Annotated in this window: 21 protein-coding genes and 1 pseudogene; 21 read left to right on the top strand and 1 reads right to left on the bottom strand. The window is 60.1% G+C overall.

The window, feature by feature from the left end; all coding sequences use genetic code 11:
• Positions 1-20: 20 nt before the first annotated feature.
• From AB4O45_RS20835 to AB4O45_RS20935, 21 genes and pseudogenes are all read left to right on the top strand, one after another.
• Positions 21-1,231 (top strand): annotated as a pseudogene (locus AB4O45_RS20835) (sensor histidine kinase).
• 5 nt (positions 1,232-1,236) lie between these two features.
• Positions 1,237-2,619 carry a sigma-54-dependent transcriptional regulator gene (locus AB4O45_RS20840; protein ID WP_252869006.1) on the top strand — a complete coding sequence of 461 codons (1,383 nt, stop codon included), beginning with the start codon at positions 1,237-1,239 and terminating at the stop codon, positions 2,617-2,619.
• A gap of 128 nt (positions 2,620-2,747) precedes the next feature.
• On the top strand, positions 2,748-3,077 hold the full coding sequence (gene fliE, locus AB4O45_RS20845) for a flagellar hook-basal body complex protein FliE (protein ID WP_016771081.1): 330 nt from the start codon (positions 2,748-2,750) through the stop codon (positions 3,075-3,077).
• Between the two features lie 14 nt (positions 3,078-3,091).
• Positions 3,092-4,879, top strand: a complete 1,788-nt coding sequence (fliF, locus tag AB4O45_RS20850; RefSeq protein WP_041479017.1) for a flagellar basal-body MS-ring/collar protein FliF — start codon at positions 3,092-3,094, stop codon at positions 4,877-4,879.
• On the top strand, positions 4,872-5,891 hold the full coding sequence (gene fliG, locus AB4O45_RS20855; RefSeq protein WP_016771079.1) for a flagellar motor switch protein FliG: 1,020 nt from the start codon (positions 4,872-4,874) through the stop codon (positions 5,889-5,891). Before fliF ends, fliG begins: the two co-directional genes overlap by 8 nt.
• Before the next feature lie 4 nt (positions 5,892-5,895).
• Complete coding sequence (gene fliH, locus AB4O45_RS20860) at positions 5,896-6,702, top strand: flagellar assembly protein FliH (RefSeq protein WP_041479018.1); 807 nt, start codon at positions 5,896-5,898, stop codon at positions 6,700-6,702.
• Complete coding sequence (gene fliI / locus AB4O45_RS20865) at positions 6,692-8,050, top strand: flagellar protein export ATPase FliI (protein WP_016771077.1); 1,359 nt, start codon at positions 6,692-6,694, stop codon at positions 8,048-8,050. The genes fliH and fliI overlap by 11 nt, the downstream gene beginning before the upstream one ends.
• A gap of 6 nt (positions 8,051-8,056) precedes the next feature.
• Positions 8,057-8,506 carry a flagellar export protein FliJ gene (gene fliJ / locus AB4O45_RS20870; RefSeq protein ID WP_016771076.1) on the top strand — a complete coding sequence of 150 codons (450 nt, stop codon included), beginning with the start codon at positions 8,057-8,059 and terminating at the stop codon, positions 8,504-8,506.
• Positions 8,507-8,696: 190 nt separating this feature from the next.
• Positions 8,697-9,002 carry an STAS domain-containing protein gene (locus tag AB4O45_RS20875; protein ID WP_056783805.1) on the top strand — a complete coding sequence of 102 codons (306 nt, stop codon included), beginning with the start codon at positions 8,697-8,699 and terminating at the stop codon, positions 9,000-9,002.
• A 5-nt stretch (positions 9,003-9,007) separates the two neighbouring features.
• Positions 9,008-10,711 carry an ATP-binding SpoIIE family protein phosphatase gene (locus AB4O45_RS20880; RefSeq protein WP_150636660.1) on the top strand — a complete coding sequence of 568 codons (1,704 nt, stop codon included), beginning with the start codon at positions 9,008-9,010 and terminating at the stop codon, positions 10,709-10,711.
• A gap of 30 nt (positions 10,712-10,741) precedes the next feature.
• The gene (locus AB4O45_RS20885; protein ID WP_041479021.1) at positions 10,742-11,089 is read left to right on the top strand and encodes an Hpt domain-containing protein; all 348 of its coding nucleotides are present in this window, start codon (positions 10,742-10,744) and stop codon (positions 11,087-11,089) included.
• A 105-nt stretch (positions 11,090-11,194) separates the two neighbouring features.
• On the top strand, positions 11,195-12,562 hold the full coding sequence (locus AB4O45_RS20890; protein ID WP_460160493.1) for a flagellar hook-length control protein FliK: 1,368 nt from the start codon (positions 11,195-11,197) through the stop codon (positions 12,560-12,562).
• A gap of 212 nt (positions 12,563-12,774) precedes the next feature.
• Positions 12,775-13,278 (top strand): flagellar basal body-associated protein FliL, encoded by a 504-nt coding sequence (fliL, locus tag AB4O45_RS20895; protein ID WP_016771071.1) that lies wholly within the window; start codon positions 12,775-12,777, stop codon positions 13,276-13,278.
• A 9-nt stretch (positions 13,279-13,287) separates the two neighbouring features.
• The gene (fliM, locus tag AB4O45_RS20900) at positions 13,288-14,256 is read left to right on the top strand and encodes a flagellar motor switch protein FliM (RefSeq protein WP_003222890.1); all 969 of its coding nucleotides are present in this window, start codon (positions 13,288-13,290) and stop codon (positions 14,254-14,256) included.
• Positions 14,257-14,311: 55 nt separating this feature from the next.
• Positions 14,312-14,770 carry a flagellar motor switch protein FliN gene (gene fliN / locus AB4O45_RS20905; protein ID WP_016771070.1) on the top strand — a complete coding sequence of 153 codons (459 nt, stop codon included), beginning with the start codon at positions 14,312-14,314 and terminating at the stop codon, positions 14,768-14,770.
• Positions 14,771-15,223, top strand: coding sequence for a flagellar biosynthetic protein FliO (fliO, locus tag AB4O45_RS20910; protein ID WP_016771069.1), 453 nt, complete (start codon positions 14,771-14,773; stop codon positions 15,221-15,223). It begins immediately after the preceding gene.
• Positions 15,223-15,981 (top strand): flagellar type III secretion system pore protein FliP, encoded by a 759-nt coding sequence (gene fliP / locus AB4O45_RS20915; RefSeq protein WP_460160494.1) that lies wholly within the window; start codon positions 15,223-15,225, stop codon positions 15,979-15,981. Before fliO ends, fliP begins: the two co-directional genes overlap by 1 nt.
• Positions 15,978-16,247 (top strand): flagellar biosynthesis protein FliQ, encoded by a 270-nt coding sequence (gene fliQ / locus AB4O45_RS20920; protein ID WP_016771067.1) that lies wholly within the window; start codon positions 15,978-15,980, stop codon positions 16,245-16,247. The genes fliP and fliQ overlap by 4 nt, the downstream gene beginning before the upstream one ends.
• Before the next feature lie 3 nt (positions 16,248-16,250).
• Entirely contained in the window at positions 16,251-17,036 is a 786-nt protein-coding gene (gene fliR / locus AB4O45_RS20925; protein WP_016771066.1) for a flagellar biosynthetic protein FliR, read from the top strand.
• Positions 17,037-17,039: 3 nt separating this feature from the next.
• Entirely contained in the window at positions 17,040-18,179 is a 1,140-nt protein-coding gene (gene flhB / locus AB4O45_RS20930) for a flagellar biosynthesis protein FlhB (RefSeq protein WP_016771065.1), read from the top strand.
• 139 nt (positions 18,180-18,318) lie between these two features.
• Positions 18,319-18,555: a hypothetical protein gene (locus AB4O45_RS20935; protein WP_056783821.1), complete on the top strand. Its 237-nt coding sequence runs from the start codon at positions 18,319-18,321 to the stop codon at positions 18,553-18,555.
• A gap of 292 nt (positions 18,556-18,847) precedes the next feature.
• Here AB4O45_RS20935 and AB4O45_RS20940 read toward each other — a convergent pair whose 3' ends face one another.
• Positions 18,848-21,157, bottom strand: a complete 2,310-nt coding sequence (locus AB4O45_RS20940) for an Ig-like domain-containing protein (protein WP_460160495.1) — start codon at positions 21,155-21,157, stop codon at positions 18,848-18,850.
• Positions 21,158-21,369: the final 212 nt, after the last annotated feature.

The raw sequence follows: 21,369 nt of genomic DNA on the forward strand, positions 1-21,369 counted from the left end.
CAGCCAAGCGAGAGAGCCCAATGCCCCAAGCCTCCCAGATCTCTTCTGCCTCCAATATCGTGGGGCAACCCTCGTCCGTAGAGCAGGCAAGTCGTCAGGGACTTGAGCAGGCCTTCCAGCTGTTCAACCAGATGTCGAGCCAGCTGACCGACTCCTACAGCCTGCTCGAAGCGCGGGTCACCGAACTCAAGGGTGAGCTGGCCGTGGTCAGCGCCCAGCGCATGCAGGAACTGGCGGAAAAAGAACGCCTGGCCAATCGCCTGCAAAACCTCCTCGACCTGTTGCCCGGCGGCGTCATCGTCATCGACGGCCACGGTCTGGTGCGCGAAGCCAATCCGGCCGCGATCGATCTGCTCGGCTCGCCACTCGAGGGCGAACTCTGGCGCCATGTGATTGCACGCTGCTTCGCTCCCCGTGAAGACGACGGTCATGAAATCTCCTTGAAAAACGGTCGACGCCTGTCGATTTCCACCCGCTCGCTGGATGCCGAGCCGGGGCAGTTGGTGCTGCTCAACGACTTGACGGAAACACGTCATCTGCAAGACCAGTTGGCGCGCCACGAACGTTTGTCATCGCTGGGGCGCATGGTTGCCTCGCTGGCCCACCAGATTCGAACACCGCTGTCCGCCGCTTTGCTCTACGCCAGTCATTTGACTGAACAGCAACTGCCAGTGGAAACCCAGCAACGCTTTGCCGGCCGCTTGAAAGAGCGTCTGCACGAACTCGAACATCAAGTGCGCGACATGCTGGTGTTCGCTCGCGGTGAATTGCCGCTGACCGACCGCCTCACGCCCGGTGCCTTGATGCAGTCGCTGCAGGCTGCGGCGCTGACCCATGTGCAGGACCTGCCGATCCGCTGGCAGTGCGACAGCCATGCCGGTGAGCTGCTGTGCAACCGCGACACACTGGTCGGGGCATTACTGAATCTGATTGAAAACGCCATTCAGGCCAGCGCCGGCGAAGCGCGCCTGAAAGTGCATTGCTACACCAGAGGCAACACCCTGCGTCTGTGTGTCAGCGACAGCGGCAGCGGCATTGAGCCGACAGTTTTGGCGCGCCTCGGCGAGCCTTTTTTACTACCAAAGTCACCGGCACCGGCCTCGGCCTGACCGTGGTCAAAGCGGTGGCCCGTGCGCATCAGGGAGAATTGACCCTGCGCTCGCGAGTCGGGCGCGGCACCTGCGCGCAGTTCAGCCTGCCACTGTTTTCCGCTGCACAGGGAGTTGAATAAACGTCATGGGCATCAAGGTGTTGCTGGTCGAGGATGACCGTTCGTTGCGCGAAGCGCTGGCCGATACGCTGCTCCTCGCCGGCCACGACTATCACGCCGTCGGCAGCGCCGAAGAAGCGCTGACGGCGGTCGCGCAGCAAGCTTTCAGCCTGGTGGTCAGCGACGTCAACATGCCGGGCATGGACGGTCATCAATTGCTTGCGTTGCTGCGCGCACGCCAGCCGCAATTGCCGGTACTGCTGATGACCGCCCATGGCGCGGTCGAGCGTGCGGTCGATGCGATGCGCCAAGGCGCGGCGGATTATCTGGTCAAGCCGTTTGAGCCCAAGGCATTGCTCGATCTGGTGGCGCGGCATGCGCTGGGCTGCATTGATGCAGGCGAAGCGGAAGGCCCCGTCGCCGTTGAACCGGCCAGTGCGCAGTTGCTTGAGTTGGCCGCACGGGTTGCGCGCAGTGATTCGACTGTCCTCATTTCCGGCGAGTCCGGCACCGGTAAAGAAGTGCTGGCGCGCTATATCCACCAGCAATCGCGACGGGCGAGCCAGCCGTTTATTGCGATCAACTGCGCGGCGATCCCCGACAACATGCTCGAAGCAACACTGTTCGGCCATGAGAAGGGCTCGTTCACCGGCGCCATCGCCTCGCAGGCCGGCAAGTTCGAGCAAGCGGACGGCGGCACCATTCTGCTCGATGAAATTTCCGAAATGCCCCTGGGTCTGCAAGCCAAGTTGCTGCGCGTCCTGCAAGAGCGGGAAGTGGAGCGAGTGGGCGCGCGCAAGCCGATCAGTCTGGATATTCGCGTGGTCGCCACGACCAATCGTGATCTGGCCGGCGAGGTGGCGGCGGGGCGTTTTCGCGAAGACCTGTTTTACCGCTTGTCGGTTTTCCCCTTGGCCTGGCGTCCACTTCGCGAGCGCACTGCCGATATCCTGCCGCTGGCGGAAAAATTGTTGGCCAAACACGTCAATAAAATGAAGCACGCAGCAGCGAAGCTGTCCCCCGAAGCTCAAGCTTGCCTGACCGCGTACCCGTGGCCGGGCAACGTGCGGGAGCTGGACAACGCCATTCAGCGCGCGTTGATTCTGCAGCAGGGCGGTTTGATTCAGCCGCAGGATTTCTGCCTGAGCGGTGCGGTGACATTTGCGCCGTTGCCGATCACGGCACCGGTGATCCGCGAGGTGGAAATCGAGGCGGATTCTTCCGGCGCGCTGGGCGATGACCTGCGCCGCCGGGAGTTTCAGATGATCATCGACACCCTGCGCGCCGAGCGTGGCCGCCGTAAGGAAGCTGCCGAAAAGCTCGGCATCAGCCCGCGCACCCTGCGCTACAAACTGGCGCAAATGCGCGATGCCGGGATGGATGTCGAAGGTTATCTGTTCGCCACCTGATCGATGCTGCAAAACATTCCAGATGCTTTTCTCAGGAGGGTGCCCACTAGCTGGCACCCTTGTTGCTAATACCTGTGTACCCGCCGAGTGAGTGTCAAAAAATTGCGGGCCGCCCAAGAGAGTAGACCATGAGCCAAGGTATTGAATTTAATCGGTTGATGATGGACATGCAGGCCATGAAAGTGGATGCCATGTCTGCGCGTAAATCGACTGCCGCTGTCCCTGAAATCGCGGGCAGCAGCTTTTCCGACATGCTCGGTCAGGCGATCAATAAAGTCAGCGATACCCAGCAGGCGTCGACTCAACTGGCCAACGCGTTCGAGATCGGCAAGAGCGGTGTCGACCTGACTGACGTCATGATTGCGTCGCAAAAAGCCAGCGTGTCGTTCCAGGCTCTGACCCAGGTGCGCAACAAGCTGGTCCAGGCTTACCAAGACATCATGCAGATGCCGGTTTAAGGGCGAAATAAGTCATGGCAGAAGCAGTCGCTGATAACGTTCCGGCCAAGGCCACCCCGATCGACGGCAAACCGCCGCTGTTCGGCCTGTCCTTTCTGGAAAACCTTTCCCAGATGACCGTGCTGCGTCAGGTCGGCCTGTTGGTCGGTCTGGCGGCGAGCGTGGCGATTGGCTTTGCCGTGGTGCTGTGGTCGCAGCAGCCGGATTACCGTCCACTGTACGGCAGCCTTGCCGGCATGGACGCCAAGCAGGTCATGGAAACCCTGGCCGCCGCTGACATTCCCTATAACGTAGAACCCAATTCCGGCGCCTTGCTGGTCAAGGCCGACGACCTGTCCCGTGCGCGGATGAAACTCGCTGCCGCTGGTGTCACTCCCAGCGACGGCAATATCGGTTTCGAAATCCTCGACAAGGAACAGGGTCTGGGCACCAGCCAGTTCATGGAAGCGACCCGTTATCGTCGCGGCCTCGAAGGCGAACTGGCGCGGACCATCTCCAGCCTGAACAACGTCAAGGGTGCCCGCGTGCACCTGGCCATTCCGAAGAGTTCGGTGTTCGTCCGTGACGAGCGCAAGCCGAGCGCTTCGGTACTGGTCGAGCTGTACAGCGGGCGTTCGCTGGAGCCGGGTCAGGTGGTGGCGATCATCAATCTGGTCGCGACTTCCGTGCCCGAGTTGAGCAAATCGCAGATCACCGTCGTCGATCAAAAGGGCAACCTGCTCTCCGATCAGGCGGAGAACTCGGAAATGACCATGGCCGGCAAGCAGTTCGATTACAGCCGCCGCATGGAAAGCATGCTCACCCAGCGCGTGCACAACATTCTGCAACCGGTACTGGGCAACGATCGCTACAAGGCTGAAGTCTCCGCCGACGTCGATTTCAGTGCCGTCGAATCGACTGCCGAGCAGTTCAACCCGGACCAACCGGCGTTGCGCAGCGAGCAGTCGGTCAACGAACAACGTACCGCCAGCAATGGCCCGCAAGGTGTGCCGGGTGCCCTGAGCAACCAGCCGCCGTCGCCTGCCTCGGCGCCGCAGACCACCGGTGGCACCGCCGCACCGGCCGGGATGATCCAGCCGGGTCAGCCACTGGTTGACGCCAACGGTCAGCAGATCATGGACCCGGCCACCGGCCAGCCGATGCTCGCACCGTACCCGGCGGACAAGCGTCAACAATCCACCAAGAACTTCGAGCTCGACCGTTCGATCAGCCACACCAAGCAGCAGCAGGGCCGTCTCAATCGCCTGTCGGTGTCGGTCGTGGTCGACGATCAGGTCAAGATCAACCCGGCCAACGGCGAAACCAGCCGTGCGCCGTGGAGCGCCGACGAATTGGCGCGCTTCACCCGTCTGGTGCAGGACGCCGTCGGTTTCGACGCCAGCCGTGGCGACAGCGTCAGCGTGATCAACATGCCGTTCTCCGCCGAGCGCGGCGAAGTGATTGCCGATATTCCGTTCTACTCCCAGCCTTGGTTCTGGGACATCGTCAAACAAGTGCTGGGTGTGCTGTTCATCCTCGTACTGGTGTTTGGTGTGCTGCGTCCGGTGCTCAACAACATCACCGGCGGTGGCAAAGGCAAGGAGCTGGCCGGTCTGGGCAGCGACGTGGAACTCGGTGGCATGGGCGGCCTGGACGGCGAACTGGCCAACGACCGCGTGAGCCTCGGTGGTCCGCAGAGCATTCTGTTGCCGAGCCCGAGCGAGGGTTATGACGCGCAGCTGAATGCAATCAAGAGTCTGGTAGCTGAAGACCCGGGTCGCGTGGCTCAGGTCGTGAAAGAGTGGATTAACGCAGATGAGTGATAACCGAGCCGCCACCGTCAAACTGACCAAGGTCGACAAAGCCGCGATTCTGCTGCTGTCCCTGGGTTCGACCGATGCTGCGCAAGTGTTGCGCCACATGGGGCCCAAAGAGGTTCAGCGCGTCGGCGTGGCCATGGCGCAGATGGGCAACGTCCATCGCGAACAGGTCGAGCAGGTGATGAGCGAGTTCGTCGACATCGTCGGCGATCAGACCAGCCTCGGCGTCGGTTCCGACGACTACGTACGCAAGATGCTCACCCAGGCCCTGGGCGAAGACAAGGCCAACGGCCTGATCGACCGCATCCTGCTCGGTGGCAACACCAGTGGCCTCGACAGCCTGAAATGGATGGAGCCGCGCGCAGTCGCCGACGTCATCCGTTACGAACACCCGCAGATCCAGGCAATCGTGGTCGCGTACCTCGACCCGGATCAGGCCGGTGAAGTGCTCGGCAACTTCGACCATAAAGTGCGTCTGGACATCATCCTGCGCGTCTCGTCGTTGAACACCGTGCAACCGGCCGCCTTGAAAGAACTCAACCAGATTCTCGAGAAACAGTTCTCCGGCAACTCGAACGCCTCGCGCACCACCCTGGGTGGCATCAAGCGTGCGGCCGACATCATGAACTTCCTGGACAGCTCGATCGAAGGCCAGCTCATGGACTCGATCCGCGAAGTCGACGAAGACCTGTCCGGTCAGATCGAAGACCTCATGTTCGTGTTCAACAACCTTGCCGACGTCGACGACCGTGGCATTCAGGCGCTGTTGCGCGAAGTCTCTTCCGATGTGCTGGTGCTGGCCCTCAAAGGCTCGGACGAGGGCGTCAAGGAAAAGATCTTCAAGAACATGTCCAAGCGTGCCGCCGAACTGTTGCGCGACGACCTCGAGGCGAAAGGCCCGGTGCGCGTCAGCGACGTCGAAACCGCGCAGAAGGAGATCCTCACTATTGCCCGTCGTATGGCCGAAGCCGGCGAGATCGTGCTCGGTGGCAAGGGCGGCGAGGAAATGATCTAAGCCCATGGATAAGCCTGACGAGTCTGTGACGGATCTGATCCGCGCCCGTGATGTTCGCGGCTTCGAATCCTGGGCGCTGCCCAGCTTCGACCCGCCGAAACCGGAACCCGAGCCGGAGCCGGAACCCGAACCGCCGGAAATGGAAGAAGTGCCGCTGGAAGAAGTCCAGCCACTGACCCTGGAAGAACTCGAAAGCATCCGTCAGGAGGCTTACAACGAGGGCTTCGCCATTGGTGAAAAGGAAGGTTTTCACAGCACCACGCTGAAGGTGCGTCAGGAAGCAGAAACGGCGCTGGCGGCGAAAATCGCCAGCCTTGAGCTGCTGATGGCCAACCTGTTCGAACCGATCGCCGAGCAAGACACCCAGATTGAAAAGTCGCTGGTTGACCTCGTGCAACACATCACCAAGCAGGTGATCAAGCGCGAACTGGCCATCGACTCGACACAGATCGAACACGTCATGCGCGATGCCCTCAAGCTGTTGCCGCTGGGCGTGGAAAACGTGCGCCTGTACGTTAATCCGCAGGATTTCGCCCAGGTCAAAGCCCTGCGCGAACGCCACGAAGAAACCTGGCGCATCGTCGAAGACGAGTCGCTGTTGCCGGGCGGCTGCCGGGTTGAAACCGAGCACAGCCGCATCGACGCCAGCGTCGAATCGCGGGTGACCCAGGTCATGGCCAAGCTGTTCGACCAGTTGCACGAGCAGGCTCTGCATCCGGCAGCGCCTGACTTGAGTCTGGACATTCCCGAAGACACCCCAGCGGCTGTCGACTCTGACGAGCCGCGCGCGGACGCCAGCGATGCGCCTTGAACGCACCAGTTTCGCCAAGCGCCTGAGCACCTACGCCGAGGCCACCGAGATTGCCGGCGCGCCGATCCTTGAAGGTCGGCTGCTGCGCATGGTTGGCCTGACCCTCGAAGCCGAAGGCCTGCGCGCCGCCATGGGCACCCGCTGCATGGTGATCAATGACGACAGCTACCATCCGTCTCAGGTGGAAGCGGAAGTCATGGGTTTTTCCGGCAGCAAAGTCTTTCTGATGCCGGTCGGCAGCGTCGCCGGCATTGCCCCGGGCGCCCGCGTGGTGCCGCTGGCCGATACCGGTCGTTTGCCGATGGGCATGAGCATGCTCGGCCGTGTTCTTGACGGCGCCGGTCGCGCGCTGGACGGCAAGGGCGGCATGAAGGCCGAAGACTGGGTGCCGATGGACGGCCCGACCATCAACCCGCTCAACCGTGACCCGATCAGCGTACCGCTGGATGTCGGCATCCGTTGCATCAACGGTTTGCTGACGGTCGGCCGTGGCCAGCGTCTGGGTCTGTTCGCCGGTACCGGTGTCGGTAAATCGGTGCTGTTGGGCATGATGACCCGCTTCACCGAAGCCGACATCATCGTCGTCGGCCTGATCGGTGAGCGTGGTCGCGAAGTTAAGGAATTCATCGAGCACATCCTCGGTGAAGAAGGCCTCAAACGCTCGGTAGTGGTTGCCTCGCCAGCGGACGATGCACCGCTGATGCGTATGCGCGCGGCGATGTATTGCACGCGCATCGCCGAGTATTTCCGCGACAAGGGCAAGAACGTTCTGCTGCTGATGGACTCGCTGACCCGTTTCGCCCAGGCCCAGCGTGAAATCGCGCTGGCCATCGGCGAACCGCCAGCAACCAAGGGCTATCCGCCCTCGGTGTTCGCCAAACTGCCGAAACTGGTGGAGCGCGCCGGTAATGCGGAGAAGGGCGGCGGTTCGATCACGGCGTTCTACACCGTACTGTCCGAAGGCGACGACCAGCAGGACCCGATTGCCGACTCGGCGCGGGGCGTGCTTGACGGCCACATCGTCCTGTCGCGGCGCCTGGCCGAGGAAGGCCACTATCCGGCGATCGACATCGAAGCCTCGATCAGCCGGGTGATGCCGGCGGTGGTTTCGCCGGATCACATGCAGCGCGCGCAGTATTTCAAGCAGCTTTGGTCGCGCTATCAGCAGAGCCGTGATTTGATCAGCGTCGGTGCCTATGTGGCCGGTGGTGATCGCGAGACCGATCTGGCGATTTCCCTGCAGCCGCAATTGGTCAGGTATCAGCGCCAGGGCCTCAACGACAAAATCAATCTGGGTGAAAGCCAGGCCTATCTGGAAACCCTGTTCGCCCCTGCGGCGGGCGGGTAACCGGCCATGGCCGTCAGCCGCGCTGCGCGCCTGGCACCGGTGGTGGACATGGCCGAGAAGGCCGAGAAAGCCGCCGTGCAGCGCCTCGCCTACTTTCAGGGCCAGGTCAAAGTTGCCGAAAGCAAACTGGCCGACCTCAATGCCTTTCGTCTGGATTACTCGCAGCAGTGGATCGTGCGCGGCAGCACCGGCGTGACCGGGCAATGGCTGCTGGGCTTTCAGGGTTTTCTGGCGCAACTCGATACTGCCGTCGACCAGCAACGGCAGAGCCTGGTCTGGCACCAGAACAAGCTCGACAAGGCTCGTGAAGAGTGGCAGCAGGCGTTTGCCCGCGTCGAGGGTTTGCGCAAACTGGTGCAGCGCTATCGTGATGAGGCGCAACGCCTTGAAGACAAGCGCGAGCAGAAGCTGCTCGATGAACTGTCGCAGCGGTTGCCACGGCGTGATGCCTTCTAAACCTCACCGCCAAACCCTGTGGGAGCGAGCCTGCTCGCGAAAGCGCCGTGTCAGTCAATCCTGTAGTCAACTGACAGAATGCCTTCGCGAGCAGGCTCGCTCCCACACTTGTTCCACTGTTGCGCCTTGCCCCAACCCTATCCAGGTGCTAAACCTTGTACAGGTTCGTCAATGACAAGGAAGCCAGTCAATGTCAGTCGTTACAGAAGTCTCTCCAGACCAGAAAAAGCTCACGATCGCCGTCAAAGGCCGGTTCGATTTCGGTCGCCATCAGGAATTTCGCGAGTCGTATGAACGGCTCCCACACAAACCCGAATCCATCGTGGTCGATCTCAAAGAGGCCACTTACCTCGACAGCTCCGCGCTGGGCATGTTGCTTCTGCTGCGTGATCACGCCGGTGGCGACAATTCGGATATCCGCGTCGTCAACAGCAGCTCCGATGTGAAGAAAATCCTCGCGATTTCCAACTTCGACAAACTCTTCGACATCAGTTGACGCCCATGCAGGCGCAAGAGCCGCTGACTATTCTTATCGCCGAAGACAGTGCCGCCGACCGGCTGCTGCTGTCCACCATTGTCCGCCGTCAAGGTCATCAAGTGCTGACGGCGGCCAATGGTGCGGAGGCGGTCGAATGCTTCCAGCAGCAACAACCCGATCTGGTATTGATGGACGCGCTGATGCCGGTGATGGACGGCTTCGAAGCGGCGCGGCAGATCAAGGCGCTGGCGGGTGAAGCGTTGGTGCCGATCATCTTCCTCACCTCGCTGACCGAGAGTGAAGCGCTGGCCCGTTGTCTGGAGGCTGGCGGTGACGATTTTCTGGCGAAGCCGTACAACCAGGTGATCCTTGCCGCCAAAATCAAGGCGATGGATCGCTTGCGTCGCCTTCAGGCCACGGTCCTGCAGCAGCGCGATCTGATCGCGAAACATCATGACTATCTGCTCAACGAACAACGCGTGGCCAAAGCGGTGTTCGACAAGGTCGCGCATTCCGGGTGCCTGAGTGCGCCGAACATTCGGTACCTGCAATCGCCTTACGCCCTGTTCAATGGCGATCTGTTGCTCGCTGCGTATACGCCGGCCGGTGACATGCACGTGATGCTCGGCGATTTCACCGGGCATGGCTTGCCGGCAGCGGTGGGGGCGATGCCGCTGGCCGAAGTGTTTTATGGGATGACCGCCAAGGGCTATGGCCTGGCCGAAACCCTGCGCGAGATGAACGCCAAGCTCAAGCGCATCCTGCCGGTCGACATGTTCTGCTGTGCCACCTTGCTCAGTCTGAGTTTCCAGAGCCGTTCGGTGGAGGTGTGGAACGGTGGCATGCCCGACGGTTACCTGCACCGCATGGCCAGCGGCGAGCGTGTGCCCTTGCCGGCGCGGCATTTGCCCCTTGGGATTCTCAGCGCGCAAGCCTTCGATGACCGTACGGATGTGTATCCGATGGCCGTCGATGATCGAGTGTTTCTGTTATCGGACGGGGTGATCGATACCTGCGATGCCAATGACCAGTTGTTCGGCGTCGAACGCTTGCAGCAGGTGTTTGCGGCGAACCGTGAGCCGGATCGGTTATTCGAGGATATCGAGCAAGCGTTGCGCGATTTTCGCGGACAGGCCCGTGATGACGTAAGCATGGTCGAGGTCAGTCTGCTCGAGTCGGCGCAGGCCCACGGCGCAGCGCCGGTGTATTCCGACAGCGGCCAGTCGTGCCCGCTGGACTGGTCGGCCAGTTTCGAGTTTCGCGGCGCCACGCTCAGGCGCTTCAATCCATTGCCGTTCCTCTTGCAGTTGCTGCTTGAGGTGCATGGCCTGCGCGCGCAAAGCGGGGCGCTGTACAGCGTGCTCGCCGAGTTGTATTCCAATGGCCTGGAGCATGGCGTGCTCGGGCTGGACTCGAGCCTCAAACGCGATGCGGCAGGTTTCGCCCGCTACTATGAAATGCGCGCGGCGCGGTTGGAGGCGCTGCAAGACGGTTTCGTGCGCGTGCATCTGCAGGTGCAACCGCAAGGCGAGGGTGGGCGGCTGGTCATTCGTGTCGATGACAGTGGCAAGGGGTTTGATGTGGCGCGGGTCATGGAAAGGCCCGTGGATAACGTCCGCTTGTCGGGACGCGGCATCGGTCTGGTCCGGCAGCTGGGGCGCAACGCCAGTTGGTCGGACCAAGGTCGTAGTGCCAGCGTGGAGTTTTTCTGGGAGATTGAGGCATAATCCGCCCATTCTTGATCAAGGAGTGAGCAAGTGACAGACCCACATGTAAATCGCGAAGTCCTCGATACTTTGCGCGAGGTGATGGAGGACGGCTATACGGAATTGCTGGAGACTTTTCTGGCAGATTCGCAAAGCCGCCTGCACGAGTTGCAGGACAGCACCAGCGCCAAAGCGCTTTCCGATGTAGCGCATAGCTTCAAGGGCAGCGCCAGCAACATGGGCGCGGTTCGACTGGCCGAGTTGTGCCAGGACCTGGAGTCGAACGCGAAGGACAAAAGCCCGGAAGCGCTCGCTCAGCTAGTCGCCGATATCCATTCTGAATTCGCCGAAGTACGTCCGGTGTACGAAAGCGAAAAGCACCACGCCCACATCCACTGAAGCTGCCGTCCGGCGCTTTTCGCAAGTGTCTGGCCAAACTGGCCCGGCACTTGCAGTCAACTTGCTCAACTGTACCTACGATCCCAGTGCAGCGGAGACCGTGTCATGCCTGCGACCCCCAACATTCTTCTTCAGACCGCCGCTCAGGCCAAGGCGCAAGCCGCCTCTGCCAAATCGTCGGCAATGGCCGCAGACGCCGGGGACAAGGCCTCCAGCTTCGCCAAAGTGTTTGCCGATCAGGCGCCGGCCAAGCCCGCCGTGAGCGCTGACAATTCAGTCAGGCCGGCACGCGATAAGGTCGCGGACAGCAGCGGCAAAAAGGATATCGGCAAAGATCAATCTGCCGCGCCCCAGCCAGCAGTTGCCGATAGCGGCAAAGCGTTGCCTGCCGACAAAGCGGCGGCGAGCGACGACGCGACTGCCACTGCCGATGACACCGCTGAAACCATACAACCCCCTGTGGCCGATGCCGCGCCTGTAGACCCGGCCCTTGATCCGGCCTTGGCGCAAGTCGTTCAGCCGTTGGTGGCAGCGCCTGTGGTGCAAGCACCAACAGTCACCACGCCAGCCCAGCCGGAAACCGAAACGCCTGCACTGGCGGTCGTGTCGGGCATGGTCAAAGATCCGGCGGCAACCGACAGCGATTTCGATCCATCGGCCGACCCGCTCGACTCGATGCCGGCCGTGCGCATGGCGATGGAGCAGGGCGGGCATATTTCCGCCGCCAGTCAGGCGCAACCGAAAGCCACGCCTGCTCAAGCTCAGGCTGACGGCGAATTGACCGCCGCGCAGAACTTTGCCGCCGGCATGGCCAGCATGCTCGACGTGCAGGCCGACAAGGACAGCACCAGTCAGGGCGGCGAACAAGCTTTCAGCGGGCTGATCGACGATGGTCTGAAGGATCTGAAATCGGCTACCAGCGACACCCGCGTCGATGACTTCGCCAACCGTCTGGCGGCACTGACCCAGGCCGCTACGCCGAAAACCGCCAATGCGCTGCCGGTGAATCAGCCGATCGCCATGCACCAGAGCGGCTGGACCGAAGAAGTGGTCAACCGCGTCATGTACCTGTCCAGCGTCAACCTGAAGGCCGCCGACATTCAGTTGCAGCCGGCGGAGCTTGGGCGTCTGGATATCCGCGTGAACATGGTTCCCGATCAGCAGACCCAGGTCACCTTCATGAGCGCACACCCAAGCGTGCGTGAAGCGCTCGACAGCCAGATGCACCGCCTGCGCGACATGTTCAACCAGCAGGGCATGGGCCAGGTGGATGTCAATGTCGCCGACCAGAACCGTGGCTGGCAGGGGCAGCAAGGTCAGGAACAGGCGCAGCAGGGGCAGAGTGGCCGGACCAGCGCTGCGGGTGGCCGCCTGGATTCGGCGGATGAGGAATTGGCACCGGCTACAGTGGCGGAAGTTGCCGCGCAGACCACCAGCGTCATCGGTAGCAGCGCGGTCGATTACTACGCCTGACGCAACGCAATACCAATGTGGGAGCGAGCCTGCTCGCGAATACGGTGTGACATTCAACCTTTATGTTGACTGACACATTGCTTTCGCGAGCAGGCTCGCTCCCACATTTGTTTATGGCGCCGTTCAGATGACGCGCCGACACTTCTGGCATAACACTTGCTCTTGCCTTGCCGTGCGACTGTGAAACCCCCGATTAGTGACGGATTATTGGCATGGCGAAGAGCGAAGCTGCAGCAGTAAAAGACCCCGCAACCAAAGGCAAACTCAAGCTGATCATCGTGATCGTGCTGGCGTTGCTGGTGGCCATTGGTGCATCCGTCGGGGCGACCTGGTTCTTCATGCACGGCGCGCAGAGCAAGCCTGCCGAGGCCGCTGAAGCAGCGCCGGTCGGCAAGCAGGCGGCGATTTTCGAGCCGATGGCGCCGGCCTTCGTTGCCAACTACAACCAGAACGGCCGTCAGCGCTACATGCAGGTGAGCATCACCATGCTGGCGCGGAATCAGGCCGATCTGGACGCGCTCAAAGTGCACATGCCGGTTATCCGCAACAACCTGGTAATGCTCTTCTCCGGTCAGGATTTCGCCACACTGGCGACCCCGGTCGGCCAGGAGATGTTGCGCCAGAAGGCCACCGCCAGCGTCCAGGAAGTGGCGCAGAAAGAACTGGGCAAAGTGGTCATCGAACAGTTGCTTTTCACTAATTTCGTACTGCAGTAGGAACACGACATGGCCGTGCAGGATCTGCTGTCCCAGGATGAAATCGATGCGCTGCTGCATGGCGTCGATGATGGTCTGGTACAGACCGATAATGCTGCCGAACCCGGCAGTGTCAAAAGCTACGACCTGACCAGCCAGGATCGCATCGTCCGTGGACGCATGCCGACGCTGGAAATGATCAACGAGCGCTTTGCCCGCTACACCCGCATCAGCATGTTCAACATGCTGCGCCGCTCGGCGGACGTGGCTGTCGGTGGCGTGCAGGTGATGAAGTTCGGCGAATACGTGCACTCGCTGTACGTGCCGACCAGCCTCAACCTGGTCAAGATCAAACCGCTGCGCGGCACCGCGCTGTTCATCCTCGACGCCAAACTGGTGTTCAAGCTGGTGGACAACTTCTTCGGTGGTGACGGCCGTCACGCCAAGATCGAAGGGCGGGAATTCACTCCGACCGAACTGCGCGTGGTGCGCATGGTGCTGGAACAGGCGTTCGTCGATCTGAAAGAAGCCTGGCAGGCGATCATGGAAGTCAATTTCGAGTACATCAACTCGGAAGTGAACCCGGCCATGGCCAACATCGTCGGCCCGAGCGAAGCGATTGTGGTCTCCACCTTCCACATCGAACTCGATGGCGGTGGCGGCGATCTGCACGTGACCATGCCGTACTCGATGATCGAGCCGGTGCGCGAGATGCTCGACGCCGGTTTCCAGTCCGACCTCGACGATCAGGACGAGCGCTGGGTCAACGCCCTGCGCCAGGACGTACTCGATGTCGACGTGCCGATCGGTGCCACCGTAGCCCGCCGCCAGTTGAAGCTGCGCGACATCCTGCACATGCAACCGGGAGATGTGATCCCGGTCGAGATGCCGGAAGACATGATCATGCGCGCCAACGGCGTGCCGGCCTTCAAGGTCAAGATGGGCTCGCACAAAGGCAACCTCGCGTTGCAGGTGATCGAGCCGATCGAGCGTCGCTGAGGCGGCGCTTTTCACCCCCGTATTTAACCGAATTGTTGCCCGCCGAGGACACATGATGAACGACGATATGAACGCGCAGGACGACCAGGCACTGGCCGATGAATGGGCTGCGGCCCTGGAAGAAACCGGTGACGCCGGCCAGGCTGACATCGATGCACTGCTGGCCGCCGACGCCGGCACTTCCAGCTCCAACCGTCTGCCGATGGAAGAGTTCGGCAGCGTGCCGAAGAACAATGATCCGGTGACCCTCGACGGTCCGAACCTGGACGTGATCCTCGACATCCCGGTGTCGATCTCGATGGAAGTCGGCAGTACCGACATCAACATCCGCAACCTGCTGCAACTCAACCAGGGTTCGGTGATCGAGCTTGATCGTCTGGCCGGTGAGCCGCTCGACGTGCTGGTCAACGGCACCTTGATCGCCCACGGCGAAGTAGTGGTGGTCAACGAGAAGTTCGGCATCCGCCTGACCGACGTGATCAGCCCAAGCGAACGCATCAAGAAGCTGCGCTGAGTGAAAAGGTTTCTCTGGGTGCTGCTGGCATGGCCGTTGAGCGTGCTGGCTGCCGAGCCGGGTGCAACCACTGCCGCGCCTGCCGCCACCGCGCCAATGGTCAACAGCGGCGTGGCCGGTCAGTTAACGCAACTGGTGTTCGGTTTGCTGCTGGTGCTGGGTTTGATCTTTTTCCTCGCCTGGCTGTTGCGCCGCGTGCAGCAGGCGGGGCCAGCGGGCAAGGGCCAGGTAATCGAGCTGATCGGCTCACGCGCGCTCGGTCCGCGTGACCGCTTGATGCTGGTGCAGGTCGGCAACGAGCAGATTCTGCTCGGCCTCAGCCCCGGCACCATCACCGCGCTGCACGTGCTCAAAGAGCCGGTCGAAGTCCCCACCGCCAGTGAAAAAGCGACGCCGGAATTTGCTCAGCATCTGCTGAAGATTCTTGGCAAGGACCAAAAGGATACGAAGTAATGGGTGCGCTCCGCATCGTCTTGACGCTGGTCCTGTTGCTGGCCGCGCCGCTGGCGTTCGCCGCCGATCCGTTGTCTATCCCGGCGATCACGCTGGGCACTAATGCCGACGGCGCGCAGGAATATTCGGTCAGTCTGCAGATCCTGCTGATCATGACCGCGCTGAGCTTTATTCCAGCGGCGGTCATCCTGATGACCAGCTTCACGCGGATCATCATCGTCTTCTCGATATTGCGTCAGGCCCTCGGCCTGCAACAGACGCCGTCGAACCAGATCCTCACCGGCATGGCGCTGTTCCTGACGCTGTTCATCATGGCGCCGGTGTTCGACCGGGCGAACAACGACGCGCTGCAACCGTATCTGGCGGAAACCCTCACCGCCCAGCAAGCGGTGGAAAAGGCTCAGGTGCCGATCAAGGACTTCATGCTCGCGCAGACCCGCACCAGCGATCTGGAGCTGTTCATGCGCCTGTCCAAGCGCACCGACATTGCCAGCCCGGATCAGGCGCCGTTGACCATTCTGGTGCCGGCGTTCGTGACTTCCGAGCTTAAAACCGCCTTCCAGATCGGCTTCATGATCTTCATTCCGTTCCTGATCATCGACCTCGTCGTGGCGAGCGTGCTGATGGCCATGGGTATGATGATGCTCTCGCCGCTGATCATCTCGCTGCCGTTCAAGATCATGCTGTTCGTGCTGGTCGATGGCTGGGCGCTGATCATCGGTACTCTGGCCAGCAGTTTTGGAGGTGTTTCGCCATGACGCCGGAAGTCGCGGTCGATATCTTTCGTGAAGCCCTGTGGCTGACCACCATGATGGTCGCCATCCTGGTGGTGCCGAGCCTTCTGGTCGGCCTGCTGGTGTCGATGTTCCAGGCCGCCACGCAGATCAACGAACAGACCCTGAGCTTCCTGCCGCGTCTTCTGGTGATGCTGGTGACCCTGATCATCGGCGGTCCGTGGATCGTGCAGACGTTCATGGAATACATCATCCAGCTGTACAAGAACATTCCGATGGTCATCGGCTAAGCCATGCAATCGCTGCTTCAGCTGACCGACACCCAGATCAGCACCTGGGTGGCGTCGTTCATGTTGCCGCTGTTTCGCGTGGCGTCGATGCTGATGGTCATGCCGGTGTTCGGCACCACCCTGATCCCGCGCCGCGTGCGCCTGTATTTCGCCGTGGCGATCACCGTGGTCATCACCCCGGCGCTGCCGCCGATGCCCGCCGTCAGCCCACTCGATCTCAGCGGCCTGTTGCTGATCGGCGAGCAGATTCTGGTGGGCGCCGTACTCGGCTTTTCCCTGCAACTGTTCTTCCAGGCTTTCGCCGTCGCCGGGCAGATTGTTGCGATCCAGATGGGCATGGGCTTCGCCTCGATGATCGACCCTACCAACGGCGTTTCGGTGGCGGTGATCGGGCAGTTCTTTACCATGCTGGTGACGTTGCTGTTCCTGTCGATGAACGGCCATCTGGTGGTATTCGAAGTCCTCACTGAAAGTTTCACCACGCTGCCGGTCGGCGGCGGTTTGATGGTTGCGCATTACTGGGAACTGGCCGGCAAACTCGGCTGGGTCCTCGGCGCCGCATTGCTGCTGGTGTTGCCGGCCGTCACCGCACTGTTGGTGGTCAACATCGCCTTCGGCGTGATGACCCGCGCCGCGCCGCAACTGAACATCTTCTCGATCGGTTTTCCGCTGACCCTGGTGCTCGGCCTGTTCATCGTCTGGGTGGGGCTTGCGGACATTCTCAACCAGTATCAACCGCTGGCCAGCGAGGCCTTGCAGTTGCTACGCGAACTGGCACGGGCGCGCTGAGTCATGGCAGAGAGCGAGAGCGGTCAGGACAAAACGGAAGACCCCACGGAGAAACGCAAAAAGGACTCCCGTGAGAAGGGTGAGATTGCCCGTTCCAAAGAGCTCAACACCCTCGCCGTGATGATGGCCGGCGCCTCTGCGCTGCTGATTTTCGGCGGCATGCTTGCGCAAGAAATGATGGATGTGATGCGCCTGAACTTCACCCTGTCCCGCGAAGTGGTCATGGATCAGGGCGCCATGGGCCGTTTTCTGTTGGAGTCAGGGTTGATCGCCTTGCTGGCGATTCAGCCGGTGATGATTACCCTGTTGCTCGCCGCCATCATCGGGCCGATCTCCCTTGGTGGCTGGCTGTTCGCGGCAAGTTCGCTGGCACCCAAATTCAGCCGGATGAACCCGGCCGCCGGCCTCAAACGGATGTTCTCGTTCAAGGCTGTGGTTGAACTGCTCAAGGCATTGGCGAAGTTTCTGATCACCTTGGGCGTGGCGCTGTTGGTGTTGTCCGCCGACGTCGACGACTTGCTGCGCATCGCTCACGAACCACTGGACATGGCGATCATCCACAGCGTTTTGCTGGTGGGCTGGAGCACGCTGTGGCTGGCCTGCGGTCTGATCATCATCGCCGCCGTCGACGTGCCGGTGCAGATCTGGGAGAGCATGAAGAAGCTCAAGATGACCAAGCAGGAAGTGCGCGACGAGCACAAGGATCAGGAAGGCCGCCCGGAGGTCAAGCAACGCATCCGCCAGACCCAGCGCGAAATGTCCCAGCGACGGATGATGGCGGCGATTCCCGAAGCCGACGTGGTCATCACCAACCCGACCCACTACGCGGTCGCGCTCAAGTACGACTCGGAGAAGGGCGGCGCACCGGTGCTGCTGGCCAAGGGCAGCGACTTCATCGCCCTGAAAATCCGCGAAATCGCAGTGGCCAACAACGTCATGCTGCTCGAGTCGCCTGCGCTGGCGCGCTCGATCTATTACTCAACTGAGCTTGAGCAGGAAATTCCCGGTGGACTGTATCTGGCGGTGGCGCAGGTATTAGCCTACGTCTACCAGATCCGCCAACACCAGGCGGGCAAGGGCAAACGGCCGGACCCGCTCAAGGATGATCTGCCGATTCCACCGGACTTGCGGCGGGATTCCTGACGTTGCTGCGCAGCCTTTTGTCTGAGATTCCCCTTTACTGTCAACTCTGACAGGTGCAGTCGCCGTGATTTTGCAGTTTGATGCAAGATGCAGCTGCGTACTGGCGCGGTCAGGCGAGCGAGTGCAAGGGAGCACGACGATGAAAGGTATTTTCAGCAGCTACGATGAAAAAACCGGCAAAGGCACCATCACGCCGAAGCCCTCGGGACGATGCCTGTCCTTTGCCGAAGCCACGGGTTTTTTTCTGACGGCCAAAGAGTACCGGTTCAGCATTCCATTGGCTGAGGCCTTGCAGGCGAAGATCAAAGTGGGCGGCGAAGTCGAGTTCGAATTGCCCAGGACCAAAAATGGGAAAGTGAAAATCCTTCGGTATTGACCGGCAGTTTGCCCTCATCGCCAAACACCTGAAAAGAAAACCGCCGTCCCGATGATGCGCAACGGCGGTTTTTTTGGGCGATTATTGCCTGTCAGTAGCCTTCGCGAGCAAACTTGATTCCACTTGTAATGCGATCAACCGTCGAAAGTGAGCCTGCTCGCTAAGGGGTCATCCCGGTCAGGAAAACAACCAAGTTCAAGCCCCGCTGTTCTAGATCACTGGTTAAATAAATCCGTTCCCTTTACTCCTGTCCCCTTTTCTCTCAATTCTGATGAGGCGAAGCGTCGACTCACTACCGCAAACACAAGACAGTGTGTCCAGGGCTAGAATGATAAGCATGCTCTCTCCACCCGTGTCCTTCGTTGTACAACCCCCAATACAAACTAACGTCTGAGCGAATTCCATAGGCAGCGGGCTGAGTCACAAAAAATTTAGTTCGGAACAAAACCAGGTCTGACGTTTTTACAGCACGGCCATTCGCATTGACCCACTGATCAATCTTTGAATCAGCTATAAGTGATGGTGAGACAATGCATTGTTCGACGTTGCTTACAGAAACAGAAATTGAGGCATGTTGGCCTGAGCTATCTCTTACATTGATGGTGGTGCTGCCATTACCTTCACTCCAGATTAACCCGACGTCATTGACGTTTGCGATTTTTGGATTATCCGATTGATAAGTAATTTGACCCACTCCTCCTGACGCTTGACGATTTGCTGAGGCTCCAGACGGATGAACACCCGTAAGGCGCCATCTATCGATGTACTGACCACTGGTATTCACGATTGACACTGTCCTGCCTGACAACTCTAAAGGTGAATCATCTATGATGAGTTTTGCACGTACCTTGAGGCCTACATTTAGACTAGGGAACAGAGTAGCGTCGTTTTTGTCCCCGTTGGTGCTGAATCCAACACTAATGTCCACGCGAAGAGATCCATCAACAAGGCGGTCTAGTTCCGAACGCAAAAGCGTTCTGCTCAATTTACCTGGCATTTCAATTTCAATTCCATTAGCCAACGAAATTTCGTAGTCCGATCCATCATCTTTTTTTCCTACGCAAAGCAGCCAGAACTTTTGTCCCTTTGCCATGGCTGTCCAGGTATCGACTGTCACAGTCGCATCGCCATCAAAAGTCGATAAATCAAGTACTTTTCCTTCGTCCGGCCCAATTGCTTGGAGAATTACGGGTGTCGGCAAACGCGGGTCTCCATCAGCGATTGTCATGACATCAAACCTGACTGTTGGTGATTCTCCAGCCGGAACTCCGGTACGAATCAAATCCCACCGCAACTCAATCGCCTTGCCATGCCAAGCCGCCAGAAACGCAGCGCTCAATGAAATCTCTGCAATCCCACCAACAAAATCCACCACCGGAAACGGCGGCGCACCGGCCGGCGCGTTCACCTGGACGAATTGAGCTTTATCGTCTTTCTCTGCTGCGAAGCCTGTTATCTGAAGCTTCACTCCATCCGGATTAGCCAAAACGTCAATCGGCACTGTGGGCGGGTTCAAGGTCGGGGGTGGCAGGTCAAGTTGCAGGCCAATGACGGTATACACCTGATCCGGAAACCGCGTGGCGCTAGCGAAGTCATTGCTCTTGTCCTCCGATACCCAGAATTCCAGTTTCAACAGCGATCCTTCTTTCAATTCTTTCAGAAAAGCTATGAGCAGCGGTTTATCCCAGAACCCCTGACTGACCCAGGTCGCATTCACCTTGTGGGTGTCACCATTCCAGAATTGCAGGACGTGCGCCGAGCCGTCGGGTTTCTGGCCGGTAAGCTTCAACCACACCTGCTGACCGACCTGGATTCCCGTCCAGTTGCGTGCTCGTAGCGTGGCGTCCTGGCCCCTCAGTGCGGCCACGTCGAGCATGCCGTCCACGGCCTCAGCGATTATCGGCGAGTTGTACACCTTCTGATTGGCGGTGATAGTGATCGGGGTCGTCGCCGACTCATTGTTGTTGGTCAATTGATCGCGCACCCTGGCGAAGACCGAATGGGTGCCGTCGCCTATCAACTGCAATTCTGCAGCCGTCAGGGTGTGGTTGATCGGGCTTGTGGGGTTGGCAAATGTGATGCTCCAGGTGCCTATGGTGAGCGTGACCGTGTCTTGAGGCCGTGAGTAACCGACGGTGATCGTGATGACTGCCGTCTGCCCCGGTGCGACGCTGGGTGGATGGCTGACGGTGACGGTAGGCGCCGGGTTGTTGTAGAGCAGCTTGAGTGTGGGTGAGTCAGCGTCGTTACCGCTGGCTCGGGTCACTCTGTAGTGGACATCGTTGACACCGTTTGTGAACCAGCTCGCCGGCACGCGCAAAAGAATGCGTTCCTGCTCCTCACCGGGATAGATGGTTTTGCTGATGCCGGTGTTGACTCCGTTGACAAAAATAGTCACGACGTCATAAGCCGCCATGACCCAGTTCCGCAAGCCGGTTATGGGGTCGATGACAAGTTCTACCCCAGATGGAGTGAATGCCGAGAGAGGAAGGCCACCATCGGCAGTACCTGGAGGCAGCACCGGTGTTATCCATTGCGGGGGGTACACGGGATACAAGGCCAGGGCAGCGTTGGCTTCGGTTGAATAGACTTGAACGCTCATTCTGTTCTCCTCGAACACTGGTGATGAACAATGGCAGGCAAGGTTCATCACAACGCAGAACGAGGCGCCCGTCACCTGTCAGATCTGACAGGTGGGGACGGTTATCCGACCAATGGTATCGCTGAAGGGGTGGGCGCTCCTGCGCCGCCGAGAGGCCTAGCTCGCGCAAGCTGCACTCGACAGGATCTTCAGCCGCTGCAAGATTTGCATCC

It is taken from the genome of Pseudomonas sp. S2_B10 (assembly GCF_054668425.1).